Annotated in this window: 17 protein-coding genes; 10 read left to right on the top strand and 7 right to left on the bottom strand. The window is 61.9% G+C overall.

The window, feature by feature from the left end:
• Window positions 1-45: 45 nt before the first annotated feature.
• From N7568_RS20590 to N7568_RS20575, 4 genes are all read left to right on the top strand, one after another.
• Entirely contained in the window at window positions 46-1,569 is a 1,524-nt protein-coding gene (locus tag N7568_RS20590; protein ID WP_261611624.1) for a leucyl aminopeptidase, read from the top strand.
• 296 nt (window positions 1,570-1,865) lie between these two features.
• Window positions 1,866-3,248, top strand: coding sequence for a dihydrolipoyl dehydrogenase (lpdA, locus tag N7568_RS20585; protein WP_261611623.1), 1,383 nt, complete (start codon window positions 1,866-1,868; stop codon window positions 3,246-3,248).
• Window positions 3,249-3,359: 111 nt separating this feature from the next.
• Window positions 3,360-5,117 carry a 2-oxoglutarate dehydrogenase, E2 component, dihydrolipoamide succinyltransferase gene (gene sucB, locus N7568_RS20580; protein WP_261611622.1) on the top strand — a complete coding sequence of 586 codons (1,758 nt, stop codon included), beginning with the start codon at window positions 3,360-3,362 and terminating at the stop codon, window positions 5,115-5,117.
• A gap of 162 nt (window positions 5,118-5,279) precedes the next feature.
• On the top strand, window positions 5,280-5,633 hold the full coding sequence (locus N7568_RS20575) for a hypothetical protein (protein WP_261611621.1): 354 nt from the start codon (window positions 5,280-5,282) through the stop codon (window positions 5,631-5,633).
• 93 nt (window positions 5,634-5,726) lie between these two features.
• On the opposite strand, the gene N7568_RS20570 is transcribed toward N7568_RS20575, so the two are convergent.
• A complete protein-coding gene (locus N7568_RS20570) occupies window positions 5,727-6,110 on the bottom strand; it encodes a VOC family protein (protein WP_261611620.1) in 384 nt (127 codons plus the stop codon).
• 133 nt (window positions 6,111-6,243) lie between these two features.
• Between N7568_RS20570 and N7568_RS20565 the strand changes: the two genes are divergently transcribed.
• Window positions 6,244-6,672: an OsmC family protein gene (locus tag N7568_RS20565; RefSeq protein WP_024820504.1), complete on the top strand. Its 429-nt coding sequence runs from the start codon at window positions 6,244-6,246 to the stop codon at window positions 6,670-6,672.
• Window positions 6,673-6,766: 94 nt separating this feature from the next.
• Here the strand turns inward: N7568_RS20565 and N7568_RS20560 are convergent, their stop codons facing one another.
• Window positions 6,767-10,255: a S41 family peptidase gene (locus N7568_RS20560; protein WP_261611619.1), complete on the bottom strand. Its 3,489-nt coding sequence runs from the start codon at window positions 10,253-10,255 to the stop codon at window positions 6,767-6,769.
• Window positions 10,256-10,340: 85 nt separating this feature from the next.
• Between N7568_RS20560 and N7568_RS20555 the strand changes: the two genes are divergently transcribed.
• Window positions 10,341-11,240, top strand: coding sequence for a TIGR01777 family oxidoreductase (locus N7568_RS20555; protein WP_261611618.1), 900 nt, complete (start codon window positions 10,341-10,343; stop codon window positions 11,238-11,240).
• An 8-nt stretch (window positions 11,241-11,248) separates the two neighbouring features.
• Here N7568_RS20555 and N7568_RS20550 read toward each other — a convergent pair whose 3' ends face one another.
• On the bottom strand, window positions 11,249-12,865 hold the full coding sequence (locus N7568_RS20550; protein ID WP_261611617.1) for a serine/threonine-protein kinase: 1,617 nt from the start codon (window positions 12,863-12,865) through the stop codon (window positions 11,249-11,251).
• A gap of 149 nt (window positions 12,866-13,014) precedes the next feature.
• On the opposite strand from N7568_RS20550, the gene lipB reads away from it, so the two are divergent.
• Together lipB and lipA are read left to right on the top strand one after the other, a co-directional pair.
• The gene (gene lipB, locus N7568_RS20545; RefSeq protein ID WP_089594526.1) at window positions 13,015-13,683 is read left to right on the top strand and encodes a lipoyl(octanoyl) transferase LipB; all 669 of its coding nucleotides are present in this window, start codon (window positions 13,015-13,017) and stop codon (window positions 13,681-13,683) included.
• The gene (lipA, locus tag N7568_RS20540; RefSeq protein WP_261611616.1) at window positions 13,680-14,687 is read left to right on the top strand and encodes a lipoyl synthase; all 1,008 of its coding nucleotides are present in this window, start codon (window positions 13,680-13,682) and stop codon (window positions 14,685-14,687) included. Before lipB ends, lipA begins: the two co-directional genes overlap by 4 nt.
• 52 nt (window positions 14,688-14,739) lie before the next feature.
• Here lipA and N7568_RS20535 read toward each other — a convergent pair whose 3' ends face one another.
• From N7568_RS20535 to N7568_RS20525, 3 genes are read right to left on the bottom strand one after another with little or no spacing between them, the layout of a single operon-like run.
• Complete coding sequence (locus N7568_RS20535; protein WP_261611615.1) at window positions 14,740-15,564, bottom strand: acyltransferase; 825 nt, start codon at window positions 15,562-15,564, stop codon at window positions 14,740-14,742.
• A gap of 16 nt (window positions 15,565-15,580) precedes the next feature.
• Window positions 15,581-17,461 carry a hypothetical protein gene (locus N7568_RS20530; protein ID WP_261611614.1) on the bottom strand — a complete coding sequence of 627 codons (1,881 nt, stop codon included), beginning with the start codon at window positions 17,459-17,461 and terminating at the stop codon, window positions 15,581-15,583.
• Entirely contained in the window at window positions 17,461-19,485 is a 2,025-nt protein-coding gene (locus N7568_RS20525) for a CDP-glycerol glycerophosphotransferase family protein (RefSeq protein WP_261611613.1), read from the bottom strand. Before N7568_RS20525 ends, N7568_RS20530 begins: the two co-directional genes overlap by 1 nt.
• Before the next feature lie 302 nt (window positions 19,486-19,787).
• Here N7568_RS20525 and N7568_RS20520 point away from each other — a divergent pair, with 302 nt between their 5' ends.
• Complete coding sequence (locus N7568_RS20520; RefSeq protein ID WP_261611612.1) at window positions 19,788-20,549, top strand: DUF4191 domain-containing protein; 762 nt, start codon at window positions 19,788-19,790, stop codon at window positions 20,547-20,549.
• A gap of 92 nt (window positions 20,550-20,641) precedes the next feature.
• Here the strand turns inward: N7568_RS20520 and N7568_RS20515 are convergent, their stop codons facing one another.
• Window positions 20,642-21,079: an RDD family protein gene (locus N7568_RS20515; protein ID WP_261611611.1), complete on the bottom strand. Its 438-nt coding sequence runs from the start codon at window positions 21,077-21,079 to the stop codon at window positions 20,642-20,644.
• Between the two features lie 313 nt (window positions 21,080-21,392).
• Here N7568_RS20515 and glnA point away from each other — a divergent pair, with 313 nt between their 5' ends.
• Complete coding sequence (gene glnA / locus N7568_RS20510) at window positions 21,393-22,817, top strand: type I glutamate--ammonia ligase (RefSeq protein WP_261611610.1); 1,425 nt, start codon at window positions 21,393-21,395, stop codon at window positions 22,815-22,817.
• The last annotated feature ends 3 nt before the right edge of the window (window positions 22,818-22,820 follow it).

The raw sequence follows: 22,820 nt of genomic DNA, 5'->3' as shown, positions 1-22,820 counted from the left end.
TGCGGCCCCGCCATGCAATGCAGAGAGAAGTGAGGAAACATCCTCGTGGTCAAGACTACTGACATCATCCTGGGCATCATCGCCAAGGACCTGAAAAAGTCCCCCAGCGACGCACTTGTGATTGGAGTTGCGCAAGGCACGGACGGGCCGGTGCTGCTCCCGAATCCGTTGAGTGCAAAGGCCGCCGAGTCCGTTGCCGGCTCCCTCCAGCTCCTGGGGATCACCGGTGCCGCCGATCAGGTACACCGGCTTCCCGGGCTGCCGGAGACGGGCTCGGGAATTTTGGTCCTTGCCGGCGTGGGCAAGCTGTCCGACGCCGGCAACCTCACCGAAGAGGCCTTGCGTCGCGCCGCCGGGTCCGCCGTCCGGCAGCTTGCCGGTGTCACTTCAGTGACCCTTGCGTACCCGACGCCGACCGTCGACGACGTCGCAGCCGTCGCTGAAGGTGCCGCCATGGGCGCCTACTCCTACACGGAACACCGCTCCAGCAAGGATGGCCTGAAGGCCCCCGTGGCGAAGGCACTGATCTTCTCGGACGTAGACGCCCGGGCCGCCCAGCCAGTGCTGGACCGGGCCATCGTCCTGGCCCGCGCCGTGAACGCCACCCGGACCCTGGTTAACCAACCCCCCAGCCACCTCTACCCCGAGTCATTCGCCGAGTCCGCCAAGGAACTCGCCAAGGGCCTCCCGGTCAAGATCACGGTCTGGGACGAAAAGCGCCTGGAAAAGGAAGGCTTCGGAGGGATTCTCGGCGTCGGCAAGGGTTCCACCCGCCAGCCGCGCCTGGTCAAGGTTGAATACGCTCCGGCGAAGGCCACCCGGAAGATAGCCCTCGTGGGCAAGGGCATCACCTTCGACACCGGCGGCATCTCCATTAAGCCGGCCCTCGGCATGGGCGACATGAAGAGCGATATGGCGGGCGCCGCCGTCGTTCTTAATACCGTCCTGGCCATCGCTTCGCTTGGCCTGAACATCAAGGCGACCGCGTGGCTCTGCATTGCGGAGAACATGCCCTCGGGTGCTGCGGCACGGCCTGCCGACGTCTTTACCATCTACGGCGGGAAGACCGTCGAGGTCCTCAACACCGACGCCGAAGGGCGCCTGGTCATGGCCGACGGCCTCGTCGCTGCCAGCCTGGAAAAGCCGGACGCCATCATTGACGTCGCTACGCTGACCGGCGCCCAGCTGATCGCCCTTGGACTGCGTACGGCTGGCGTCATGGGTTCCGATTCCGTCACCGCTGCCCTGAAGTCAGCGGCAGACCGGGCAGGCGAGCTGGTCTGGCCGATGCCGCTGCCGGAAGAACTGCGCCCAAGCCTGGATTCCCAGGTGGCGGACCTTGCCAACATTGGTGAGCGTAACGGCGGCATGATGACCGCAGCCGTTTTCCTGCGGGAATTCGTCGGCAAGAACGGCGACGGCCAGCAGATCCCCTGGGCACACGTCGACATTGCGGGTCCGTCGTTCAACAACGGCAGCCCGTACGGCTACACCCCCAAGCAGGGAACCGGATGCACCGTCCGCACCCTGGTTGCCTACGCCGAGGATCTCCTCGCAGTTTCCGCCTAGGCGGCACGCCCCCGCCCACCCGGGCTGCGGCGGCCCTTGCCGGACACCCTGCAAGGGCCGCGCAACCCCGGAATTATGCGGCGTGTAGCGCTGTGTCACAAGTGAACGTGAGTCTCGACACAAGCGCTCCACAAAACGCCCACAGAGGGTGGAGCATGGGTAGGTGGTTCGCTAAGGTGAACTCGATAGTCACAAATGCAAGAGAACTTAGGTGCTGGCATAATCACGGCAGAACAAGTTCCAAAGACCAGATGGCACGCAGTCCCGTGTCATCATTCACGCGAGGGAGCGTTTTAGTGGCCGATCAGGCAACTGCGCAAGAATTCGACATCCTGGTACTCGGTGGCGGCAGCGGCGGCTACGCCACTGCCCTGCGGGCCGTACAGCTTGGGTTCACCGTTGGCCTTGTGGAAAAGGCAAAGCTCGGCGGAACCTGCCTGCACAACGGTTGTATCCCCACCAAGGCACTCCTGCACTCGGCTGAACTGGCCGACCATGCACGCGATTCCGCCAAGTATGGCGTGAACGTCACGCTGGACAGCATCGACATGCCGGCCGTGAACGCGTACAAGGACGGCATCATCGCCGGTAAGTACAAGGGCCTCCAAGGACTCATCAAGTCCAAGGGCATCACCGTCATCGAGGGTGAAGGCAAGCTCCAGGGCAACAACACGGTTGTTGTCAACGGCACCCCTTACACGGGCAAGAACATCGTCCTGGCAACGGGCTCCTACTCGCGGTCCCTCCCCGGCCTGGAAATCGGCGGCAAGGTTATCACTTCAGACCAGGCCCTGACCATGGACTACATCCCCAAGAGCGCCATCGTCCTTGGTGGCGGCGTCATCGGCGTCGAGTTCGCTTCCGTTTGGAAGTCCTTCGGCGTGGACGTCACCATTATCGAAGGCCTGCCCTCCCTGGTCCCCAACGAGGACGCCTCGATCGTCAAGAACCTCGAGCGTGCCTTCAAGAAGCGCGGCATCAAGTTCACCACCGGGATCTTCTTCCAGGGCGTTGAGCAGAATGACGACGGCGTCAAGGTCACCTTGGTTGACGGCCAGACTTTCGAAGCCGACCTCCTGCTCGTAGCAGTTGGCCGCGGTCCTGTGACCGCCAACCTGGGCTACGAAGAAGCCGGCATCACCATCGACCGCGGCTTCGTCATCACCAACGAGCGCCTCCACACCGGCGTAGGCAACATCTACGCAGTGGGCGACATCGTCCCCGGCGTCCAGCTCGCACACCGCGGCTACCAGCAGGGCATCTTTGTCGCCGAGGAGATCGCCGGCCTCAACCCGGCCATCGTCGAAGACATCAACATCCCCAAGGTCACCTACTGCGAGCCCGAAATCGCCACGGTCGGCTACACCGAAAAGGCCGCCAAAGAGAAGTTCGGCGACGACCAGGTGCAGACCCAGGAATACAACCTTGCCGGCAACGGCAAGAGCTCCATCCTCGGTACCGGCGGCATCGTCAAGCTCGTACGCCAGAAGGATGGCCCCGTAGTTGGCATCCACATGATCGGCTCCCGCATCGGTGAGCAGATCGGTGAAGCCCAGCTGATCGTGAACTGGGAAGCCTACCCGGAGGACGTGGCCCAGCTGGTCCACGCCCACCCAACCCAGAACGAAGCTTTGGGCGAAGCCCACCTTGCCCTTGCGGGCAAAGCTCTCCACGGCTAAGTCTTACCAAGACCCACGGTTCAAGTGCATGCGGCGCACTATGCCGCATGCACCTGAACCGGACCAGCAGAATTCATCCGCACAAAGATCAATAAGGAGAACGGGGACGACATGTCTGAATCCGTTAACTTGCCCGCCCTCGGTGAGAGTGTCACCGAAGGAACCGTCACCCGCTGGCTCAAGCAGGTTGGTGACCGGGTGGAGATCGACGAGCCGTTGCTCGAGGTTTCAACCGACAAAGTAGACACCGAAATCCCTTCTCCGATCTCAGGCGTCATCGAAGAAATCCTCGTCGCTGAAGACGAGACGGCTGAAGTCGGCGCCCCCTTGGTCCGCATCGGCGATGGCTCCGGCTCCGCCGCGCCGGCTGCCGAGGCTGCACCGGCTGAGGAAGCACCCGCTGCTCCGTCCGAGCAGGCTGCACCGGCGGAAGAGGCTCCTGCCGCCGCAGCTGAAGAGGCACCGGCTGCTGAGGCCCCCGCTGCTTCCGGCGGCGAAGGCCACGAAGTTACCCTCCCCGCCCTCGGCGAGAGCGTCACCGAAGGTACGGTCACCCGCTGGCTCAAGGCCGTAGGCGACACGGTTGAGGTCGACGAGCCGCTTCTTGAAGTTTCCACCGACAAGGTGGACACCGAGATCCCGTCCCCCGTTGCCGGCACCCTGCAGGAAATCCGCGTCAACGAGGACGAAACTGCTGAGGTTGGTTCCGTCCTGGCCGTGATCGGTTCCGGCGCCGCAGCTCCTGCTTCGGCTCCCGCCCCGGCAGCAGCTCCTGCTTCGGCTCCCGCCCCGGCAGCAGCACCTGCCGCAGCTCCGGCCCCCGCTGCTTCGGCCCCCGCCGCACCTGCTCCTGCCGCAGCACCCGCCCCCGCAGCAGCGCCTGCACCCGCTGCAGCACCTGCTGCTCCGGCCGCGGAAGCTGCTTCTTCGGAGTCCGGCTACGTCACTCCCCTGGTTCGCAAGCTTGCCAACCAGCACGGCGTGGACATCGCTGCTGTTTCCGGCACCGGCGTCGGTGGCCGCATCCGCAAGCAGGATGTCCTGGCCGCTGCCGAAGCCAAGCAGGCCGCAGCAGCTCCCGCAGCCGCGGCTCCCGCAGCCGCGGCTCCCGCTGCCAAGGCTGCTGCCCCGGTGGTCGCATCATCCCTCCGTGGCACCACCGAGAAGGCTCCGCGTATCCGTCAGGTCATCGCCCGCCGCATGCGCGAGTCCCTTGAGGTCTCCACCCAGCTGACCCAGGTGCACGAGGTCGATATGACCAAGATCGCCAAGCTGCGTCTCAAGGCCAAGAACTCCTTCCTGGCCCAGAACGGTGTCAAGCTGACCTTCCTGCCGTTCATTGCCAAGGCTGTGGCCGAGGCGCTGAAGCAGCACCCCAAGCTGAACGCTGCATACGACGAATCCAAGCAGGAAATCACCTACCACAACGCCGAGCACCTGGCGATCGCCGTGGACACCGACAAGGGCCTCCTGGTCCCCGTCATCTCCGACGCCGGCAACCTGAACCTTGCAGGCTTGGCCGGCAAGATCGCTGACGTGGCAGGCCGTACCCGCGACGGCAAGATCGGTCCGGACGAACTGTCCGGCGGGACGTTCAGCATCACCAACATTGGCTCCGTTGGTGCACTGTTCGACACCCCGATCATCAACCAGCCTCAGGTGGGTATCCTGGGCACCGGCGCGATCGTCAAGCGCGCCGTCGTGGTTGCCGACGAAAACGGCGACGACTCGATCGCCATCCGCTCCATGATGTACCTGTCGCTGACGTACGACCACCGCTTGGTGGACGGCGCGGACGCCGGTCGCTTCCTGCAGACCCTCAAGGCCCGCCTTGAGGAAGGTGCGTTCGAAGCGGACCTCGGTCTCTAAACAGTTACACCTCTGGGAACCAGCCAGAGGCACCTAAGGGCAGGCTGCCGGAATTCCGGCAGCCTGCCCTTTCCTGTTGGTCCAGCGTCTTGTAGGTCCGGCGCAGAATCCCCGCGCGTGGCTTTGCTACGGGATGTAGAACCCACTGGATAAGCTGGTCCCATGAGTATTCTCTTCAGCATTCTGGTGTTCGTGCACATCGTCGGCGCAGCCATGATCGTGGGCTACTGGATCGCCACCATCAAGGAACCCACTGTTCACCCCCGGCAGCGCGATGGCGCCTTCCTGCAGCTCCTCACCGGCATCGCCATGATGGGCGTCATCCCGATGATGCCGGACGCAGATCCGAATTACTTCAAACTCGGCATCAAGTTTGCCATCGCTGTGGCTGTAGCCGTGCTCGCAGTGATCGGCTCCCGCAAGGTCAAGAATGGCCAGGCCGTCTCCACAGGACTGGCTCACAGCGTGGGCGGACTTGCTTTGGTGAACATCGCCATCGCTACCCTCTGGAACTGAGTCCGGGCGCCACACCGGGGTAGCAACCTGAAGTAGGAGGCCGTCCTGTCGTGCAAGCAGCACGATAGGGCGGCCTCCACTTATATGGCGCTGTTACTCCTGGGCGATGCAGAACTCATTGCCCTCCGGATCCTGCATGACGTCCCAGTGGAAATCCTCAATATCGTGACCTTCAACGAAAGTAGCGCCCAGCGACTCGGCCTTGCGCCTCAGCGCTGCGGCGTCGGCGTCGTGCAGGTCCAGGTGAAGGCGGCGCCGGCCCTCTGTCGGTTGGTCCACCTGCTGGAAAGCCAGTTGCGGAAGGCCCGGTTCGGCCGGCCGCAACCAGATGAACCCTTCGTGCTCCGCTGCAACCGGCATGTCCAGCAGTTCAGACCAGAAGGCAGACAGGTGGGCTGCATCCACGGCATTGACCATGATGGATGCGATTCTTGGGCCGCGGCGTTGCACGGTGGGTGCGTGTTCTTCGGTATCCATTTCGCCAGTTTAGGGGTCACAATCCACTGACAGCGGAATGGCCGTGCAGTCCGTATGCCAAGTCCCTAGGATTGATCCCGGTGGCACCTGCCAAAGGCCGGGTGCCGACTCACAACGACCCTAAGGAGTGGACATGGCAGCAACACGCACCGCACACACGGTTTGGAACGGCAACCTCATTGAGGGCGCCGGAAACACCACGCTGGACAGCTCCGGCCTGGGCACGTTCGACGTCACTTGGAAGGCCCGTACCGAGCAGTCCGGTGGAAAGACCAGCCCCGAAGAACTGATCGCTGCTGCCCACTCCGCCTGCTTCTCCATGGCTTTCAGCCACGCACTTGCCGGTGAAGGCTTTACCGCTGAAGAAGTGAACACCAAGGCTGACGTCACTTTCGTTCCCGGCACCGGCATCACCGGCAGCCACCTGACCATGACCGCAAAGGTTCCGGGTCTCTCCGAAGAGGACTTCCGCCGCATCTCCGAGGACGCAAAGACCGGCTGCCCCGTTTCCGGCGCACTGGCCAGCATCGAGATCACGCTGGACGCCACTCTCGCAGCGTAGTCGCTGCCCGGCACCATAACTGCTGTACACGGAAAAGCCCCGCCGCCTCCCCACCAGGGGAAGCCGCGGGGCTCTTCCGTGCCTACACTTCGATTTAGCCCTGATGTGGCCGGGAGGGCAACGGCGCCGGGCGCACCTTCCGGTAGCCTTCGCGGAGCGGAGGCCGGTCGGTAGGCAGCTCCTGGATCATCTCCTTGAGTGCGCCGATGCCATACTCCAGCTGGGGATCCATGCCGGCGGCGTAGGCGTGCGGCGGGAAGAGTACTTCGATGTCTGGCTCGACACCCCGGTTTTCGACGTCCCACCCGATGCCGCCGCTGAACCACGTGGCGTAGCGCGGCTGCGTGACGCCGGTACCGTCGGCCAAGGCGAAGCGGTTGTCGATGCCCACCACGCCACCCCAGGTCCGGGTACCGATCACAGGTCCAATACCCCTCAACTTTGATACCTGGGTGATGATGTCACCGTCGGATCCGGCAAATTCGTCGGCAAGGATAATCACGGGGCCCCGCGGTGCATGGTGGGGATACGTCCGCGGCTTCTCACCACGTGGCATGCTCCACCCGGTCACCTTGCGACCGATGAGCTCGGCAACCAGTTGTGATGTGTGCCCACCGCGGTTGCGACGGACATCCACGATCAGTCCATCCAGCGCCGTTTCAGTGTCAAGGTCGCGGTGGAGCTGCGCCCAGCCATTGGCCATCATGTCGGGGACATGCAAGTAGCCGAACTTGCCATCCGATGCCTCGCGGACCGTGCGCCGGTTTGCCCGGACCCAGTCCTGATAACGCAGCCGTTCCTCGTCACGGACGGGCACGACGGCCACCCGTCGCTGGGTTCCGGCGGCGTCGCCATGCCCGGCTCCGTTCAAGAGGGTCAGCTCGACCGTCCGGCCTGCCGCACCTACCAGCTGCATGGCCGGCGTCAAGGCAGCGGAAAGCTCGACGCCGTCTACCGCCAGGAGTACGTCGCCCACCTTGGCGTCCGCACCTGGACGCGTCAAGGGCGACGTAGCCAATGGGTCGGATGACTCCCCGGCCAGAATCCGCGTGATTTCCCAGCCATTGCTGCCGAGTGTCAGTTCGGCACCAAGCCGGCCCTGGCCGTTACGGCCGGACTCGGTAACAGCCGCAGGCCTTACGTAGGCATGCGATGTTCCCAGCTCACCATGGATTTCCCACAACAGGTCGACGAGGTCGTCGTGGGAGCCAAGCCGGTCAACAATCGGGCGGTACCGCTTGTAAACGGAGTCCCAGTCCTGGCCGGCCATGTCAGCGGTCCAGAAGAAGTCCCGCTGCAACCGCCAAGCTTCTTCGAACGCCTGCCCCCACGCAGCTACTGGGTCGAGGATGACCCTGATCCTGTTGAGTTCCACCTTCACAAGCTCAGCGGAGTCCTCATCCACCTTGCTGTCGGCGGGAACGGACGTTACCTGCTTGTCGAGAACGTAGATGATCCGGCTGAGGTCACCGGAGAGACGGTAGCTGTCAACTGCCGATACCACGGTGGTCTGCTTGCGCTTGGCCAGGTCATAACGAACCAAGGATGGAGCAGTCTTCTTGTCCTGAACCGTGCCCTTGCCCTCGCCGGTGACACCCGAAAGTTCGGTGCCCAGCCACAAAAGCGCACCATCTCCAACAGCCAGGTTGGAGTAGTTCCCTTGGGGCACGGGAACCGTAATAACCCTGTGGGCAAGACCTTCCGCGTCTACGCGCACAACCGGGACATCGCCGTCGTCGGACTTTGCCTCGGTGAGCGGCTCATCCTCCAGGGGGTCAACGGAGGGACCAAACGGCGACGGCGTGTCCGCCGCCAGGGCAACCATGTACGGCTTGATGGGGCTCGGGAAGGACAGGTCGAACGAGTGACCGTCATAGACGGGGTCGAAGCTCCTGTTGGACAAGAAAGCAAGGAACTTCCCGTCCGGGGTGAAGCGCGGCGATTCGTCGCAGAAACGGCCATCGGTGACATCGATGATGCCCGATCCGGCTTCAGATGGCCGGGTGATCCGGAGCTTGCTGCGCGATCCGAAGGACGTTACTGGCTCGGACCAGGCCAGCCACTGTGAATCACTGGACCACGCCAGTTGATCAATGCTGCCCTCACCAACGCTGACAAGCCGTGAAAGCGTCCCGGCCGACGTATCGGCGACAAAGACGTCACCGAAGGATGTGCCGACGGCGAGCCAGCGGCCGTCCGGGCTGGCCTCCAAAGCACTTGTGCGGGTCGGAGACGGAAATTCCAGACGGAGATCGGTCGCTTCCCCGGCAGGTGGGGCAGCTTCGGCTGCATCCGAGGCGCCAGTGGTGTCTGCGGACGGTTCGGCATTGGCTGCCTCATCACTGGCCGGGGGCTGTGTGCTCGCAGCAGGGGCCACCCCCTGCCCCACCACGTTTGACACCGAGACGGGTTTGGGAAGAGGATCGGCGTCATCGACCGGCGACGCCGGTTCAACAACGGGCTTGGGCACCTCTACCGCTGCCGAAAGACGCGAGGCTATGCGCTTGATGTACAAGGCCTCCACTCCCCCGTGGTCGGCCACGTAAGCGATCCGGCCGTCAGTCAACGGGCGCGGCAGACGGGCACGAACACCGGGTGTAGCTTCAACCACACGTGAGGGTCCATCCTTGTGACGGAGCCAATGGAGGGTACCGTGCGACTCCACGGCGCTTGCAGTGCCCGCGAGGTTCGGAACGACGTCCCCGAGATGCGCAGATGCCTTGAGGGGCGCGGGGCGGCGCGCCGGAGAGGCAGAGCCCAGGCTGATCTCCAGTTTGGTCGCTGCCGCGTCAGCATCAAGTGATGGCAATATCCACAGCTCTCCGGCGGATTCGAAGATAACCCTCTTGCCGTCAGTGCTGGCGTGCCGGACGTAGAAGTCCTCGTGGTCCGTATGGCGACGCAGCCCCGAACCATCGGGAAGCACAGAGTAGAGGTTTCCGTAGCCCTCATGGTCCGAAAGGAAGGCGATCCGCCCCTTGACCCAGAGGGGATCGGTCACGTTGCCGTCGATCTCCGGGACCAACCGCTCGAACTCGCCGTTTCCATCGGCGTCGATCCAAAGCTTCCCGGCCGTGCCGCCCCTGTAGCGTTTCCACCAGGCGGGCTCCCGCGAAAGAACGGTTGCAAGGACCACGGGCTTCTCATCACCGATTTCGGGTCCGAAGGCTACTGCCTCGACGGGTCCGAACGGAAGCTCGACGGCGGCACCGCCGTCCAGCGGGAGGCTGTAAGCGTGTGTGTGGCGGCTTTCCGCCTGTTGGAAGGCGCTGGTGACCACAACATTTCCTGCCGCGGTGAAGCCTTTGACTTTAGTGGTGCTGTGCCCGAAGTAGCTGAGCTGCCTGTACCCGCCGCCGTCGACGTTTGCTGTTACGACCTCCGGTGCCGTACCGACAACCACCGTCCACACGAGCCGCTTTCCGTCCGGGGTGAACCGGGGGTTCCTGGCCGGCAATTGCTGGGAGGAGACGCGCCAGGCACGGCCGCCGGAGAGGGGTGCGATCCAGATGTCGTCTTCGGCCACGAAAGTGACCTGATCGCCGTGCACATGCGGGAAACGGAGGTAGCTGGAGGAGGTCATTGTTCGATCATAGTCAAGAGCCGCCCACCGTCAGCCGCACCGGCAGGCGTTTCTCCCACACGCCTTCGCCATGGTGAGATGGGTCATGCGAATCGTGATGTCCGGAGCTTCGGGAATGATTGGGACGGCGTTGTCGGAGCATCTGGCCGGCCAAGGCCATGAAGTCGTTCGATTGGTGCGGCGAGCCGCCACGGATGCCAGGGAATGGACGTGGGATCCGGCCACCGGACAGCTCGACGAGGCAGTCCTGGCGGGCACTGACGCCGTGGTCAATCTCTCCGGCGCCGGCATCGGAGACCGCCCCTGGACAAAACGCCGGATCCAGGTTCTCCGGGAATCACGGCTGCAAGCCACTCACACCCTGACCGCAGCCATGCGGCGACTCGGTCAACCGCCCGCGACCTTTATCAGCCAGTCCGCATCCGGCTACTACGGCGCCTCACGCGACGGGGTTCTTCGAGAGGATGCTGGGCCCGGCGGTGGTGTATTGGGCCCTTTGTGCGTTGACTGGGAGCGCGCCGCCACGACAGCACCATCCGGCGTACGCGTAGTGACGCCCAGGACCGGCGTGGTGCTGAGCACCTCCGGCGGGGCGCTCGGGCCGCTGCTTCCCCTGCTGAAACTCGGACTGGGTGGACCCTTTGGGAACGGACGCCAGTTCTGGCCGTGGATCACTTTGTTTGATGAGGCCCGCGCCCTGGCATACCTCCTCACATCCGAGATTGAGGGGCCGGTGAATGTTTGTGCCCCCGAAAGCGCAGACGTCAACGCCATCGTCGCGGGACTGGCCGAGGCTTTCCACAGGCCGGCCTTTTTGCGTGTGCCAAGGCCCGCCCTGCGTTTGGTCCTCGGCGGCCTGGCAGATGAACTGGTTTTGACCAACCAGCGGATGGAGCCTGCCAGGTTGTCGGAAGCGGGCTACCAATGGCAGCATCCGTCCCTGTCTGACGCCATGGACTGGTTGAGCAAGGAAAGGGCACGCTGAACCACTCCTTAGCCTGCGGTGCCGGGCGCAAGGATTTCCGAAATCCACCAACGCCCTTCGGAGCGAACCAGGCGTAAGCGGAGTTCCTGCGGCGTGCCCGCCGCCTGGGTTCGGACTACTGCACCCGTTGGATGGCGTTCCTCATAGTTGGACGCCATAGCTGTCACCCCTACCAACACGTTGTCGGCCTCTGAAGACCCTTTGGTGGCGACGTCGGACAGCGTCATATGGAAGCCGGCAAATACAGTCCCGGCTTCCCGCAAGTGATCCGCCAGCTGACGATCCGCCGCTTCAGCGGGCGACCCTGGCGCGTTGACCGAGGCCAGCAACTCGAGGCGCCCCTCCGCCAAGGCGATGTCACGCAGGGATGACAATGCCGATAACGCAACTGCGGGGTCCTCGGATCGAAGCCCTTGCGCGAGTCCTTCCGGAAGGTCCGGCGAATCTGTGGGGCCAACTCCAGGCCCAGGAGTAGCTGTGCTGACTTCCACTGCTTCGGGCTGCCGTACGGCAAATAACGGGTTGTGCTGCCAAACGGACCATCCCACTATGCCGAGCAGGATCACGGACGCAGCCAGAAGTGCTGCACCGCCCTTGAGGCGACGGCCTCGACGACGGCGCAAGCCGCCCTGAGGCCGTAGCGCTGACATTTGCTTGGGAGGCAGGAATTTCCGCCATGATCTCATCCATCGGGCTGTCCTGCCTGGTGCCCGTCCCAACGCCTGCCTCCGAGTCAGCAGCTCTGGAATAACGGAGGAATGCACAGCTCCCGACAAGTCCAGCGGCTCCGGTGCAGCGCTCCTGAAAATCGCTGTTCCGAGTTCCCGGGCTGACGGCCGCACCTGCGGATCCGGGTCCAGTCCGGCTTCCAGGGCGGCTACCAGGGACTTGGGCACATCCGGCACGACGAGGGAAAGCGGCGGACGGAGCTCTGCTGGCTGGGGAGCGGAGCCGGTCAGGCAATACCAACCAACGGCGGCCAGCGAATAGACATCGCGCTGCGGCTGAAGCCCGTTATGGGCAACCTCTCCGCGCCCCGGGCCGGGGCCGGCGGGGTCCATGAAACCCGGGGTCCCAACATCCAGCTCCTGCTGGTCTCCGCCCACCACAGCCGCTACACCGAAGTCTGCCAGGAGTGGCATTCCTTCAGCAGTAAACAACACGTTTCCCGGCGACACATCCCCATGCACCGTACCGCGGCCATGCAGATACTCCAGGGCCTGGGCGATGGGCGTCAGGATGGTCACCGCTTCTCCCACCCGGAGGCTTCGCCGACTGGCCAGCAGGTTGCCGAGCGAGCCTCCCGCAGCGTAATCCATCACGATCCCCAGGCTCTCCGAACCCGTGCCGCCCAGCAGAAGGACTTCGTAAACGCTGACAAGGTGCTGGTGCTTGAAGCCGGAAAGGAGCCTTGCCTCGCGTGATGCGACCTCAAGAGCCGGGGTTCCTGTAAATGCCCCGCCGCCACCGGCCGCACCCACGGCACATTTCACCGCGAACCGAGCCCCATCCTTGTTCCTCGTGGCAAGCCAGACAGTCGAACTGCTGCCTTGGCCCAAGATGCGGGATGTCTCATAGCCCGGGATGGACGGTGTGACGGCGGCGGGCGTATCCAGAGTTTCCATAAACAAGATCTACCGGAATAAGGGATTTTCCGCAGAAGTTATCCACAGGCTGCACCCAGGTCGCTCCCTGGCACCATCAGCACGCGATGCGACTGAGAGGTTCGCCACAAAATCATGGCCAGTCTCCGGCTGGGTCTAAGCTTGAACCCATGACTCTTGAGTTTTCACAACTGGGTCTTGCCCCCGATTTCGTTGATTACATGCAGGGCTGGGACCTGCAGCGCGAGATCCACAACAAAGTTGTTGCGGGCGAGAAGAACAGCACCGTCTTGCTCCTGGAGCACGCTGCCGTCTATACGGCCGGCAAACTCACGGAAGATCACGAGCGACCCTTTGACGGGACACCCGTCGTTCCCGTGGACCGCGGCGGGAAGTTGACCTGGCATGGTCCCGGACAGCTCATCGCTTATCCCATCCTCAAACTCAAGAACCGCGCTGGTATCCGAGACTACGTGGAACGGCTCGAAGCCATCATGATCGCCGTGATGTCGGACTACGGCATCAACGCCGTGACTGTGAAAGGCCGGGCCGGCGTCTGGATGCTTGCCGATGACAAAGGTCCGGACCGCAAAATTGCCGCTATCGGTATCCGCGTCCTGGACGGCGTCACCATGCACGGTGTCGCCATCAACTGCAGCAATGACCTGGCGCCTTACGCGCAGATCATTGCCTGTGGAATTACCGACGCCAGTGTCACCACCATGTCGCTGGAAGCCGGCCGGACCATCAACCCGGCCGACATCGTTGACCGCTTCGTGGAAGAATTCCGCAAGCATGAAGAAGCACTCATTTCCACCCACGAAGGAGCACTCCAGTGACCTTGGCACCTGAAGGCCGTAAGTTGCTGCGCGTTGAGCAGCGTAACTCGGCGGTCCCGGTTGAACGCAAGCCCGAGTGGATCAAGGCCAAGGTCCAGATGGGGCCCGAGTTCGTCCAGCTCAAGAACCTGGTGAAGAAGGAAGGCCTGCACACGGTCTGTGAAGAGGCCGGCTGCCCGAACATTTTCGAGTGCTGGGAAGACAAGGAAGCGACGTTCCTGATCGGCGGGTCCGAATGCACCCGGCGCTGTGATTTCTGCCAGATCGATACCGGAAAACCGTCCCCGGTGGACATGTTCGAACCCACCAAGGTCGCCCGCAGCGTCCAGGCCATGCAGTTGCGCTACGCGACCGTGACCGGGGTGGCCCGTGATGACCTGGCCGATGAGGGTGTGTGGTTGTACGCCGAAACGGTCCGGAAGATCCACGAACTGAACCCGGGCACCGGGGTGGAGCTGCTGATCCCGGACTTCTCCGGAAAGCCCGAGCACATCGCGGCGATCTGTGATTCCAAGCCCGAGGTGTTCGCGCACAACGTGGAGACCGTGCCGAGGATTTTCAAGCGGATCCGTCCGGCGTTCCGGTACGAGCGGTCCCTGGATGTCATCACGCAGGGCCGTGACCTGGGCATGGTGACCAAGTCCAACCTGATCCTGGGCATGGGCGAGACCCGCGAGGAAATCTCCGAAGCCCTCCGGGACCTGCACGCTGCCGGGTGTGACCTGATCACGATCACCCAGTACCTGCGACCGTCCGAGCGGCACCTGCCGGTGGACCGGTGGGTCAAACCGCAGGAGTTCGTTGACCTCCAGGAAGAAGCCCAGGAGATCGGGTTCCTCGGCGTCATGTCGGGCCCGTTGGTGCGTTCCTCGTACCGGGCCGGGCGTTTGTGGGCCACCGCGATGCGCAAGAAGGGCTGGGAAATCCCTGCCGCACTGGCCCACATCGAGTCCTCCGGAACCACCCGCCAGGAAGCCTCCACCATCCTCGCCGCCCACAAGTAGGCATTACTTCCCAGCCGCGCCGCTAGCACTCAAGCGGCGCGGCTGAGTTGGCTCAATCGATGAAAAACCTGTTCTTGCCGCTCATCTGATCCAATTGGAAGCACCAGGCTGCCCTTCCGATTCCGGACGTGGCGGCATCCAATTCGCGCTCAAGGCTCTGGATGTCAGCGAGCTGTTCGTCGGCAGTAAAGATGAATTCGTCTCCCGCATGGTCATGGCTTAGCTCGGTCTGGGCGGTGGTGTAGCCATGGACTGAAGGTCTCGTCCAGAAAATCCCCTTGCCGACAATCCGGGCAGGCACCCCGGCGGCTGTCGCGTTGGACGGGACTTTCTTGGTAATCAGGGCCCGGGCCGCAAGAATGCTGCCCGATCCGACTTTGGCACCTTTGAGGAGAAGCGTGTCCTCCCCCAACCACACGTGATCCCCTACCCAGATGGACTCACTTGGGTTGACGCGCTGGTGATGTTCCACGGAATAGATCAAGTGAGGATCAGCCGTCCTGAACGCAACACGGGACGAGAACATTGCGTCCCTGCCAACGATGACGTGCTTGCGCTCGGTGGGAAGTACGCGAGCTTCTGCCGTGAAGGTTGCCCCGGGTCCCAGATAGAACACGGACTCTTCAAATACGGTGGCAATCACCTTGAGGAAACCATGGGACTTTCGCAGATGAATGACGGCATCGTTTCCCAGGAAACGGAGCCTCGTATTTCGTAGGCGGGCACCGTCCTCGACGAACAAGACATTTCCAGTTCCGGCAAATTCCACTGTCGATGCGGTGAATTCGGAACCGGGGGTGTCCTTGAGATGCACCACGTTATCCCTGACCTTGGAAACGTCCGCGTAGGAGTGGATTACCTGGTTTTTCCGCGCCATGCCATTGCCGCCCGAGTCACTGCTGCCCGGCACCGGCCAGCACCGCCTCGGACTCGCGGGTCAGAAGGCAAGTGTCATCCCAATCAACTGCGGACAGGACCTCCGACGCCTGGACGTACTCGTCTCCGTGGACCACGATGAGTAAGCGCCGAACTCCGGCGGCAATGACAAATCTCAAAGCTACGAGGTCTGCCATGGACCACCCATCCAGCGGTTGGATGACTGCCTTGTAGGCGATCCGCCTGCTGGTATCCCCGGAAAGGGCTTCAGTAACCTCTGATTCGGCATCGGAAACGAAGTGGATTTCCATCGTGTCGCCGTCAGCGGCGAGGCGGTGGCAGCGATAGAGGTAGCGGGCAAATGCATCACCGTCGAGGACGACGTACTCACGCGCTGATTCGGCGTGAAGAGTCAGCGCTTGGGAACTCAACGTGAGCTTTGAGATTCTCGTTCCGGGCTTCACCGGGCCAGGCAAGGACCCTGTCCATGTGGTCCCGTTGGCCTCCATGGCGACCACCGATCTGATGTGATCGATCGAGTCGTAAGCCGGGAAGAGGCTTTGCTCCATCGACGTGTACTTCACGAAGTTGTACGAGTGTTCCGTCATCAACTGCAGGAACCGCGTCCTGCCGTTCCAGCCCTCAATGAACCAGTTTGCTCCAGTTACCCCAGACGCCGCGGGGTCAACCCGAACTTGAACCTGGACGGTGTGTCCGTGCCGGAAGGTACGCAACTCTTCGCAGCCGAACTGTTGGTCAACAGGGCCCCTCAGGAATCTCCGGATGATGCCCAACATGGCAGGCAGTGCAGCGCGGGCAACGTCAGAGTGTTGGCCGTCGATGCGGTACTTGGCAAGGTTTGGAACATCGGTTATCAGCTCGATAAGCGAGTGATTGCTCAACTCATCCGAATTTGTATAGAAGTAGTCAATTTTGCGGCCCTCTGCGAAGTATTGCCGGAGGCGGTCTTCCGGTTGATCGGTGTCACGCAAGGCAGTGTTTCGGAAGAGATTGTCCTTGAAGAAGGGCTTGCTGAAGTAGTACGGAAGGTTCATCTGCGGGACTGCGAGCAGCAGATTGGCACTGGGAAAGTCCCTGGCATAGTGGATGGCGATAGTGCCGCCTTTGGAGGCGCCGAAGAACAGCATTCCGGCTTGATCAATGTGAAACCGGCTTCGCAGGCCTTCAATCGCATTCCGAACACGGTGGTCGAGCGGCCTGCCTGCGTTATCGACCATCATGTACGAGCCTGCCACCAGATAGCGGTCTTGAAAGCACACCATCAGGGTGTCTTTCAGATCGACATCCGTGAGGTCCTTGAGGTAACTCACGGCGTAGGAGATCCGGGTAGTTGAGGGGCCGAAACCCGGAAATGTGATCAGCATCTTCTTCGGGTTGGTTGTGTTGCCGCGAAGGGAGTAGAAGACATCACCATGCTGCTCCACACCGTACTGGTCATCGTATTTCAGCTGCTGCGGGGTAGTGAAGGCTCCCCGCCCAATCTTCAACTCATAGGGAGCGTCAATATCAAGGGTGAAGCGCGAGATTTCGTCCGAGGTGACCATGATGTTCCGGTACTCAAGTGGAAAGCCGCGGGCTGGTGGCTCAACCATGTTTCCATAAACCACTTTCCCGTCCTGAAAGAGTCGGAACGGTTTGCCCTTCCAGGACTCCCAGCCGCTAATCGTCAGCTTGGCAAAGTAGATGCCTTGGGGAAGGCTTTCAGAGGCTATGCGGCGGATTCTGCCCTCCAAGCCTTTGGCCTTGATGATCCGCCGCACCGGCGAATCAGCGCGGGATGCCAGGAGTGCCCGGGCGAACTCCAAGCCTGCCGGCGAGTACGCAGCTGCCCTGCCGACCTCGGTGATGCTCCGTTTGAAGCCATGAATCAACGTCATCAGAGACTCAACATCCTTTCCACTATTTTCTCGTTGATGCGCGCCGGATCCACGCCTTCGAAGAAACGTTCGCGACGCTGGATGAACTTGGGATCCGTATCCGCGAAGCCTTCCTGGATGATGTGCTCCACGACCTCGGCGTGCTCACTGAACACCGGTCCCAGTCCGTCGTCGACGTAGTCCAATCGACTTTCATAGGGCTGATCCCGGAAGAAATCCGCAGCGTCCCAGTGGTAATACACAATTGGAGTGCCAATGAAGGCAGCGTCAAGGGCGGCAGAGCTGTAGTCAGTCAGCACCATTTCGGCCGAGCGGATAGCCTCGCGGTAGCTCAAATCAGACTGCACGACGCGTTCAGAGAACCTGAACTGCCCGGCGCGTTTTTCCACATTGGGGTGCAGTTTTACGTGCATTACGCGGTCCGTTTCCTCGAGGAACTCCAGCAGCGCGGGGTCCGAAAGCAGCTTGTCGATGGCGCGGAAGTACGCCGATTGAGCGAAGTGTTCCGTTGACGACTGGTGCAGGTTGAAACGCCATGTGGGCATAAAGAGGAGATGCTGCTGCCCGTGGTCGTTGCGCGCCAAGGACTCGTAGCGGGGCAGCCCGGAGTTGAGGGTCTCGACCGGGGCGAGTTTGCTCATGTAGTCCGCTTCGATCCGGCCTGTGGCTACGAAAACGTCAAAGTACTTGGAGAGCACCCAATCGGACATGTCATTGAGCTGGATACCGTGCTGGAGATAAACAAAGCGCGAGTTTGCGAACGACTTGCCTCTGTACCTGATGCTGTAAATCTGGGATGAGACCACAAGATCGGACACCAGGAACTTCTCGTAGAACTCCTTCGTGAAGATGGGGATCAGTTTGAACCCCTTGCTTTCCAGACGCTCCCAGTCAGGGGACTTAGGGTTGAGCGCGAAGTATGTCTGGCTGAACTCCGGATGATTCTGCGTGAAGTACTCGTAGAGGTGCTCAGCGTTATCGTCCGCTTGCAGCGGCCGATCGAAGAACAAAATCGTGGAGGACGGGCCGATAGGCCGGTTGTAGAAGTTGTAGCTCCCCGGCCTGGCGTGGCCGGACCTGAGGTTTCGCGCCAGGTAGCACCTCTCGATGGTCAGAATCTCTTCATGGAAGAGCAGCTCGTACAGCGGCAACGCGTTTTCATTACTGCCCGCTTTATCGCGGAAGACCAAATACGCGTCCCTATCGCTCAGTTGCTTATAGAACTGCTTGTTGGCGGCCGGATCGTCCAGCCATCGGATCCAGGCCGCCTCGAAAGGCTGCAGCGGTTCAACCAACGCGAGCAGGTCGATCAGATCGAAGCCGCGAATCAGGTCACGTAGATGGCTCAAGCTGATCGATGTTGCCTTTTGTCCCCGCATTCCCCGCAGGAACAGTGCAACATAGCGCAAGAGGTGCAGTCTGACTTCCTTGGCTGAAGTCGGGATCACCGGAGCCAGACGGCTTGCTTCTCCAGTGATGTGAAGCCCTATCGCTGCCTTTGTGTCCGATGCCATCGAGAAGCCCGTGTTCAGCGGCTTAACCTTCGCAATGGACCAGTACATCCGGTAGCTGACATAGATGGCGGATCGGTCCACATCGCCCAGCGCCTCCAGCGCGTCGGCCAACCGCCTGGTATTGAACGCAACGCCAAAGACGTCAGTGTCACGGGAGTAGTGGTAGGCCTCGTCAATCTTGGTGCCGGCCACGTTCTTGGCGATGGTTCCGGTGTAGATAACCGGTTCGGCGAGATAGACAGTGCGTGTCCGCAAATACTCGAAAATGGTACTCACGTAGTTCGCGGACAGGAGATGGGAGGTACGCATGAAGATGACGTACTTGCTCTCGATCTCCTGACAAAGCCGTGAGATGCTGGCCGTCGTCAATGGCTCCTCAACGTGGAGGATGGCGAATTGCGACTCCAGGCGAAGGCGCGCGGCCAGCAGGCGTCGGTACATGGCTGACTCACGGTCAAGCCGTCCCGTTTCCTCAAGGACAATGGTAAGCAGTGGCGGCAGATCGGGCATTTGGTTCCTATGGGGGTCGAACGTGTAGAGGGCGCGCTGATGACGAGGACCCCAGGGGTTCCTCGTCATCAGTACGCATTGCAAGAGCACTCCGTGGCATTAGCGTCGAGGCACTCCGCAGCTGGGACTCACTATGGACAAGTGCCGCTTCGCGGTGAATCATGACGGAGAAATCAAAAAAGAATCCCCATGGGTGGGAAGCCCGGCCACCAACTGGTGCATTCGCGCCGCGCCCTTCATCCGGCGTCCCGTTCCGCAACGCGTCCAGCGTCTGGGCGTACATCACGTAGAATTAACGCACTATGGCGAACTCCCCTGATTCCAGCAAATCGACCCCCTCGGCCGACGCACCCAAGCGTGGGCTGTTCCAGCGCAAGCCCAAGGAAGCAAAGGCAAAGAAGCCTAGCCAGCTGAAGCAGATCGCTGAAGTCTTCAAAATGACCCGGCGGAACGATCCCCAGGTTGTATGGATCATGGTGCTGGCTTTCCTTGCCGTGGTGGCTGTGGCCTTCCTTGTAGGCTTCCTTCTGGAGAATTGGGTCACCGGCCTGATCATAGGTATTCCGCTGGGTCTTCTCGCCGCGGTGTTTATTCTTTCCCGCCGGGCTGAAAAAGCAGCGTTCGCGCAGATCGAGAACCAGCCCGGCGCCTCAGGTGCAGCGCTGGGCACCCTTCGTCGCGGCTGGGTCACACAGGACCAGCCTGTCGCCGTCAACCCCCGCACGCAGGACGCCGTGTTCATGGCCATTGGCCGTCCCGGCGTCGTCCTGGTCAGCGAAGGCCCCTCACACCGGGTCAAGCCCCTCGTGGACGCCGAACGCAAGCGCCTTGCCCGGATCCTCCCGAATGTCACCATCCATGTCCTCGAATCCGGTCGCGGCGAGGGGCAGGTACCACTGAACAAGCTGGCCAAGACGATGGGCAAGCTCAAGAACGAGCTGACCAAGATTGAGGTCAACGCCGTCAGCAAGCGCATCAACTCCTTGGGAAACCGCCTGCCGATCCCCAAGGGCATTGACCCGTACAAGGCCCGCCCGGACCGCAAAGCCGCCCGCGGACGCTGAGCCACTTATCGAAAAACCGCCCCTCTTCTCACGGAGAAGAGGGGCGGTTTTTTGTTTGCGCCGTTAGTTTTAACAGGAGATAGAGCCAGCCGCTACATCCGGATGAGGATCGTGTTCATGGCTTTGTCGTGAAGGCCCCGCTGGTCGGGGTCGAACACGACTGCCGGAATGACCAGGCACAGGAGCAAAGTCCGCACCACAGCAGCCATCGGACCGGCCGGGCCGCCGCCCAATCGGACCACATGGATACCGGCGATCCGGTGCCCGATGCTGTAGCCCAGGGTGCCAATCAAGAGAATCTGTTCTACGGCGAAAATGGCCAAGGTAGCCCACTGGTTTCCACCGAACGCAAAATTGCTGATGACCAGCGCGATCGTCCAGTCCACCACGATGCCCAGTATGCGGCGTCCGGCGCGTGCGATGGACCCGGGACCGGACTCAGGCAACCCGAGCCTTTCGCCGGGATACTTGGAGATTCCGGAAGTATCCGGACCGCTCAACCAGGAGCCAATGTCTTTTCGATCAACCACACCTCAAGCCTAACGGCTGGCAAGCGCGGTGTCCGCCTCACCTCAACTGCCGGGAGCGCAACCTCTCGGATCCGTGTTCGCCCAGCGGACCTGCGTGGACCCGACACCGGAAAGCCGACTACCGTTTACATGACAGATGATTCTGTAACCTGCCGGAAACAATACTGACACCCCCGGGAAATCCCATCTCCCTAAGGTGGTATGAGTTGCCAGCCACCATGGCAAGGGGATCTTTTTGTGTCTCCAGAGCTGTGGCCTGGGCTGCACCACGCGGCCTTCCGGGCCTGTTACTTGATATGCATAAGGAGCATAGATGTTCAAGACTGCGGACGAAGTCCTCAAGTTCATCAAAGACGAAGACGTCAAATTCGTCGATATCCGCTTCACCGACCTTCCTGGTGTCCAGCAGCACTTCAATGTGCCCGCCAAGAGCGTAGACCTCGATTTCTTCGTCAACGGTCAGCTTTTCGATGGATCGTCCATCCGCGGCTTCCAGGGCATCGCTGAGTCCGACATGCAGCTCATCCCGGATGTGACCTCGGCCTTCATCGACACATTCCGCATCGAGAAGACGCTTGCACTGAACTTCTCCATCGTGAACCCCCGCACCGGTGACCCCTACCACCGCGACCCCCGTGGCGTGGCTGAGAAGGCTGAAGCCTACCTGGCCTCCACCGGTATCGCCGACACCGCGTTCTTCGCTCCCGAAGCTGAATTCTTCGTCTTCGACAACATCCAGTACGAGTCCTCCCCGCAGGGCAGCTTCTACAAGATCGACTCCGAAGAAGCTCACTGGAACACCGGTCGCAAGGAAGAGGGCGGCAACCTCGGTTACAAGACCCCGGTCAAGGGCGGCTACTTCCCGGTCTCCCCCACCGACAAGCAAGCCGACCTTCGCGACGCCATGTGTATCGAGCTGGACAAGGCCGGCCTTGAGGTTGAGCGCTCCCACCACGAAGTTGGATCCGCCGGCCAGGCTGAGATCAACTACAAGTTCACCACACTGACCGCGGCTGCCGATGACCTGCAGAAGTTCAAGTACATCATCAAGAACACCGCCGATGCGTGGGGCAAGTCCGTCACCTTCATGCCGAAGCCTGTCTTCGGCGACAACGGCTCGGGCATGCACTGCCACCAGTCGCTGTGGAGCAACGGCGACCCGCTGTTCTATGACGAGAAGGGCTACGCTGGCCTCTCCGACACTGCCCGCTGGTACATCGGCGGCCTGCTGAAGCACTCCTCCGCAGTGCTTGCTTTCACCAACCCGACGGTGAACTCCTACCGCCGCCTGGTCAAGGGCTTCGAAGCCCCCGTGAACATGGTTTACTCCCAGGGCAACCGCTCCGCCGGTATCCGCATCCCGATCACGGGCACCAACCCGAAGGCCAAGCGCATCGAATTCCGCGCTCCGGACCCCTCCTCCAACCCGTACCTGGCGTTCGCTGCCCAGCTGATGGCCGGCATTGACGGCATCCGCAACCGCATCGAACCCCCGGCTCCGATCGACAAGGACCTCTACGAGCTGCCCGCCGAGGAAGCCAAGGACATCCCGAAGGCTCCGGGCTCCCTGGAAGAGGCCCTTGAGGCCCTTCGCGAGGACAACGAGTTCCTGCAGGCCGGCGGCGTCTTCACCCAGGACCTCATCGATACCTGGATCGACTACAAGTACGAGAATGAGATCCGCCCGCTGTCGCTGCGCCCGAACCCGTACGAGTTCGAGCTCTACTACGGCGTCTAGCTA

This window comes from Paenarthrobacter aurescens (assembly GCF_025421775.1).
GTDB lineage: Bacteria > Actinomycetota > Actinomycetes > Actinomycetales > Micrococcaceae > Arthrobacter > Arthrobacter aurescens_B.
Note: the sequence above shows the minus strand (reverse complement) of the source record. Positions and strands in the feature narration are given on the sequence as shown.

Bases quoted from the DNA above. Each gene is read 5' to 3' on its own strand.
- sucB (WP_261611622.1), top strand. From the start codon at position 3,360: ATGTCTGAATCCGTTAACTTGCCCGCCCTCGGTGAGAGTGTCACCGAA.
- N7568_RS20575 (WP_261611621.1), top strand. From the start codon at position 5,280: ATGAGTATTCTCTTCAGCATTCTGGTGTTCGTGCACATCGTCGGCGCA.
- N7568_RS20570 (WP_261611620.1), bottom strand. From the start codon at position 6,110: ATGGATACCGAAGAACACGCACCCACCGTGCAACGCCGCGGCCCAAGA.
- N7568_RS20565 (WP_024820504.1), top strand. From the start codon at position 6,244: ATGGCAGCAACACGCACCGCACACACGGTTTGGAACGGCAACCTCATT.
- N7568_RS20560 (WP_261611619.1), bottom strand. From the start codon at position 10,255: ATGACCTCCTCCAGCTACCTCCGTTTCCCGCATGTGCACGGCGATCAG.
- N7568_RS20555 (WP_261611618.1), top strand. From the start codon at position 10,341: ATGCGAATCGTGATGTCCGGAGCTTCGGGAATGATTGGGACGGCGTTG.
- N7568_RS20550 (WP_261611617.1), bottom strand. From the start codon at position 12,865: ATGGAAACTCTGGATACGCCCGCCGCCGTCACACCGTCCATCCCGGGC.
- lipB (WP_089594526.1), top strand. From the start codon at position 13,015: ATGACTCTTGAGTTTTCACAACTGGGTCTTGCCCCCGATTTCGTTGAT.
- N7568_RS20535 (WP_261611615.1), bottom strand. From the start codon at position 15,564: ATGGCGCGGAAAAACCAGGTAATCCACTCCTACGCGGACGTTTCCAAG.
- N7568_RS20530 (WP_261611614.1), bottom strand. From the start codon at position 17,461: ATGACGTTGATTCATGGCTTCAAACGGAGCATCACCGAGGTCGGCAGG.
- N7568_RS20525 (WP_261611613.1), bottom strand. From the start codon at position 19,485: ATGCCCGATCTGCCGCCACTGCTTACCATTGTCCTTGAGGAAACGGGA.
- N7568_RS20520 (WP_261611612.1), top strand. From the start codon at position 19,788: ATGGCGAACTCCCCTGATTCCAGCAAATCGACCCCCTCGGCCGACGCA.
- glnA (WP_261611610.1), top strand. From the start codon at position 21,393: ATGTTCAAGACTGCGGACGAAGTCCTCAAGTTCATCAAAGACGAAGAC.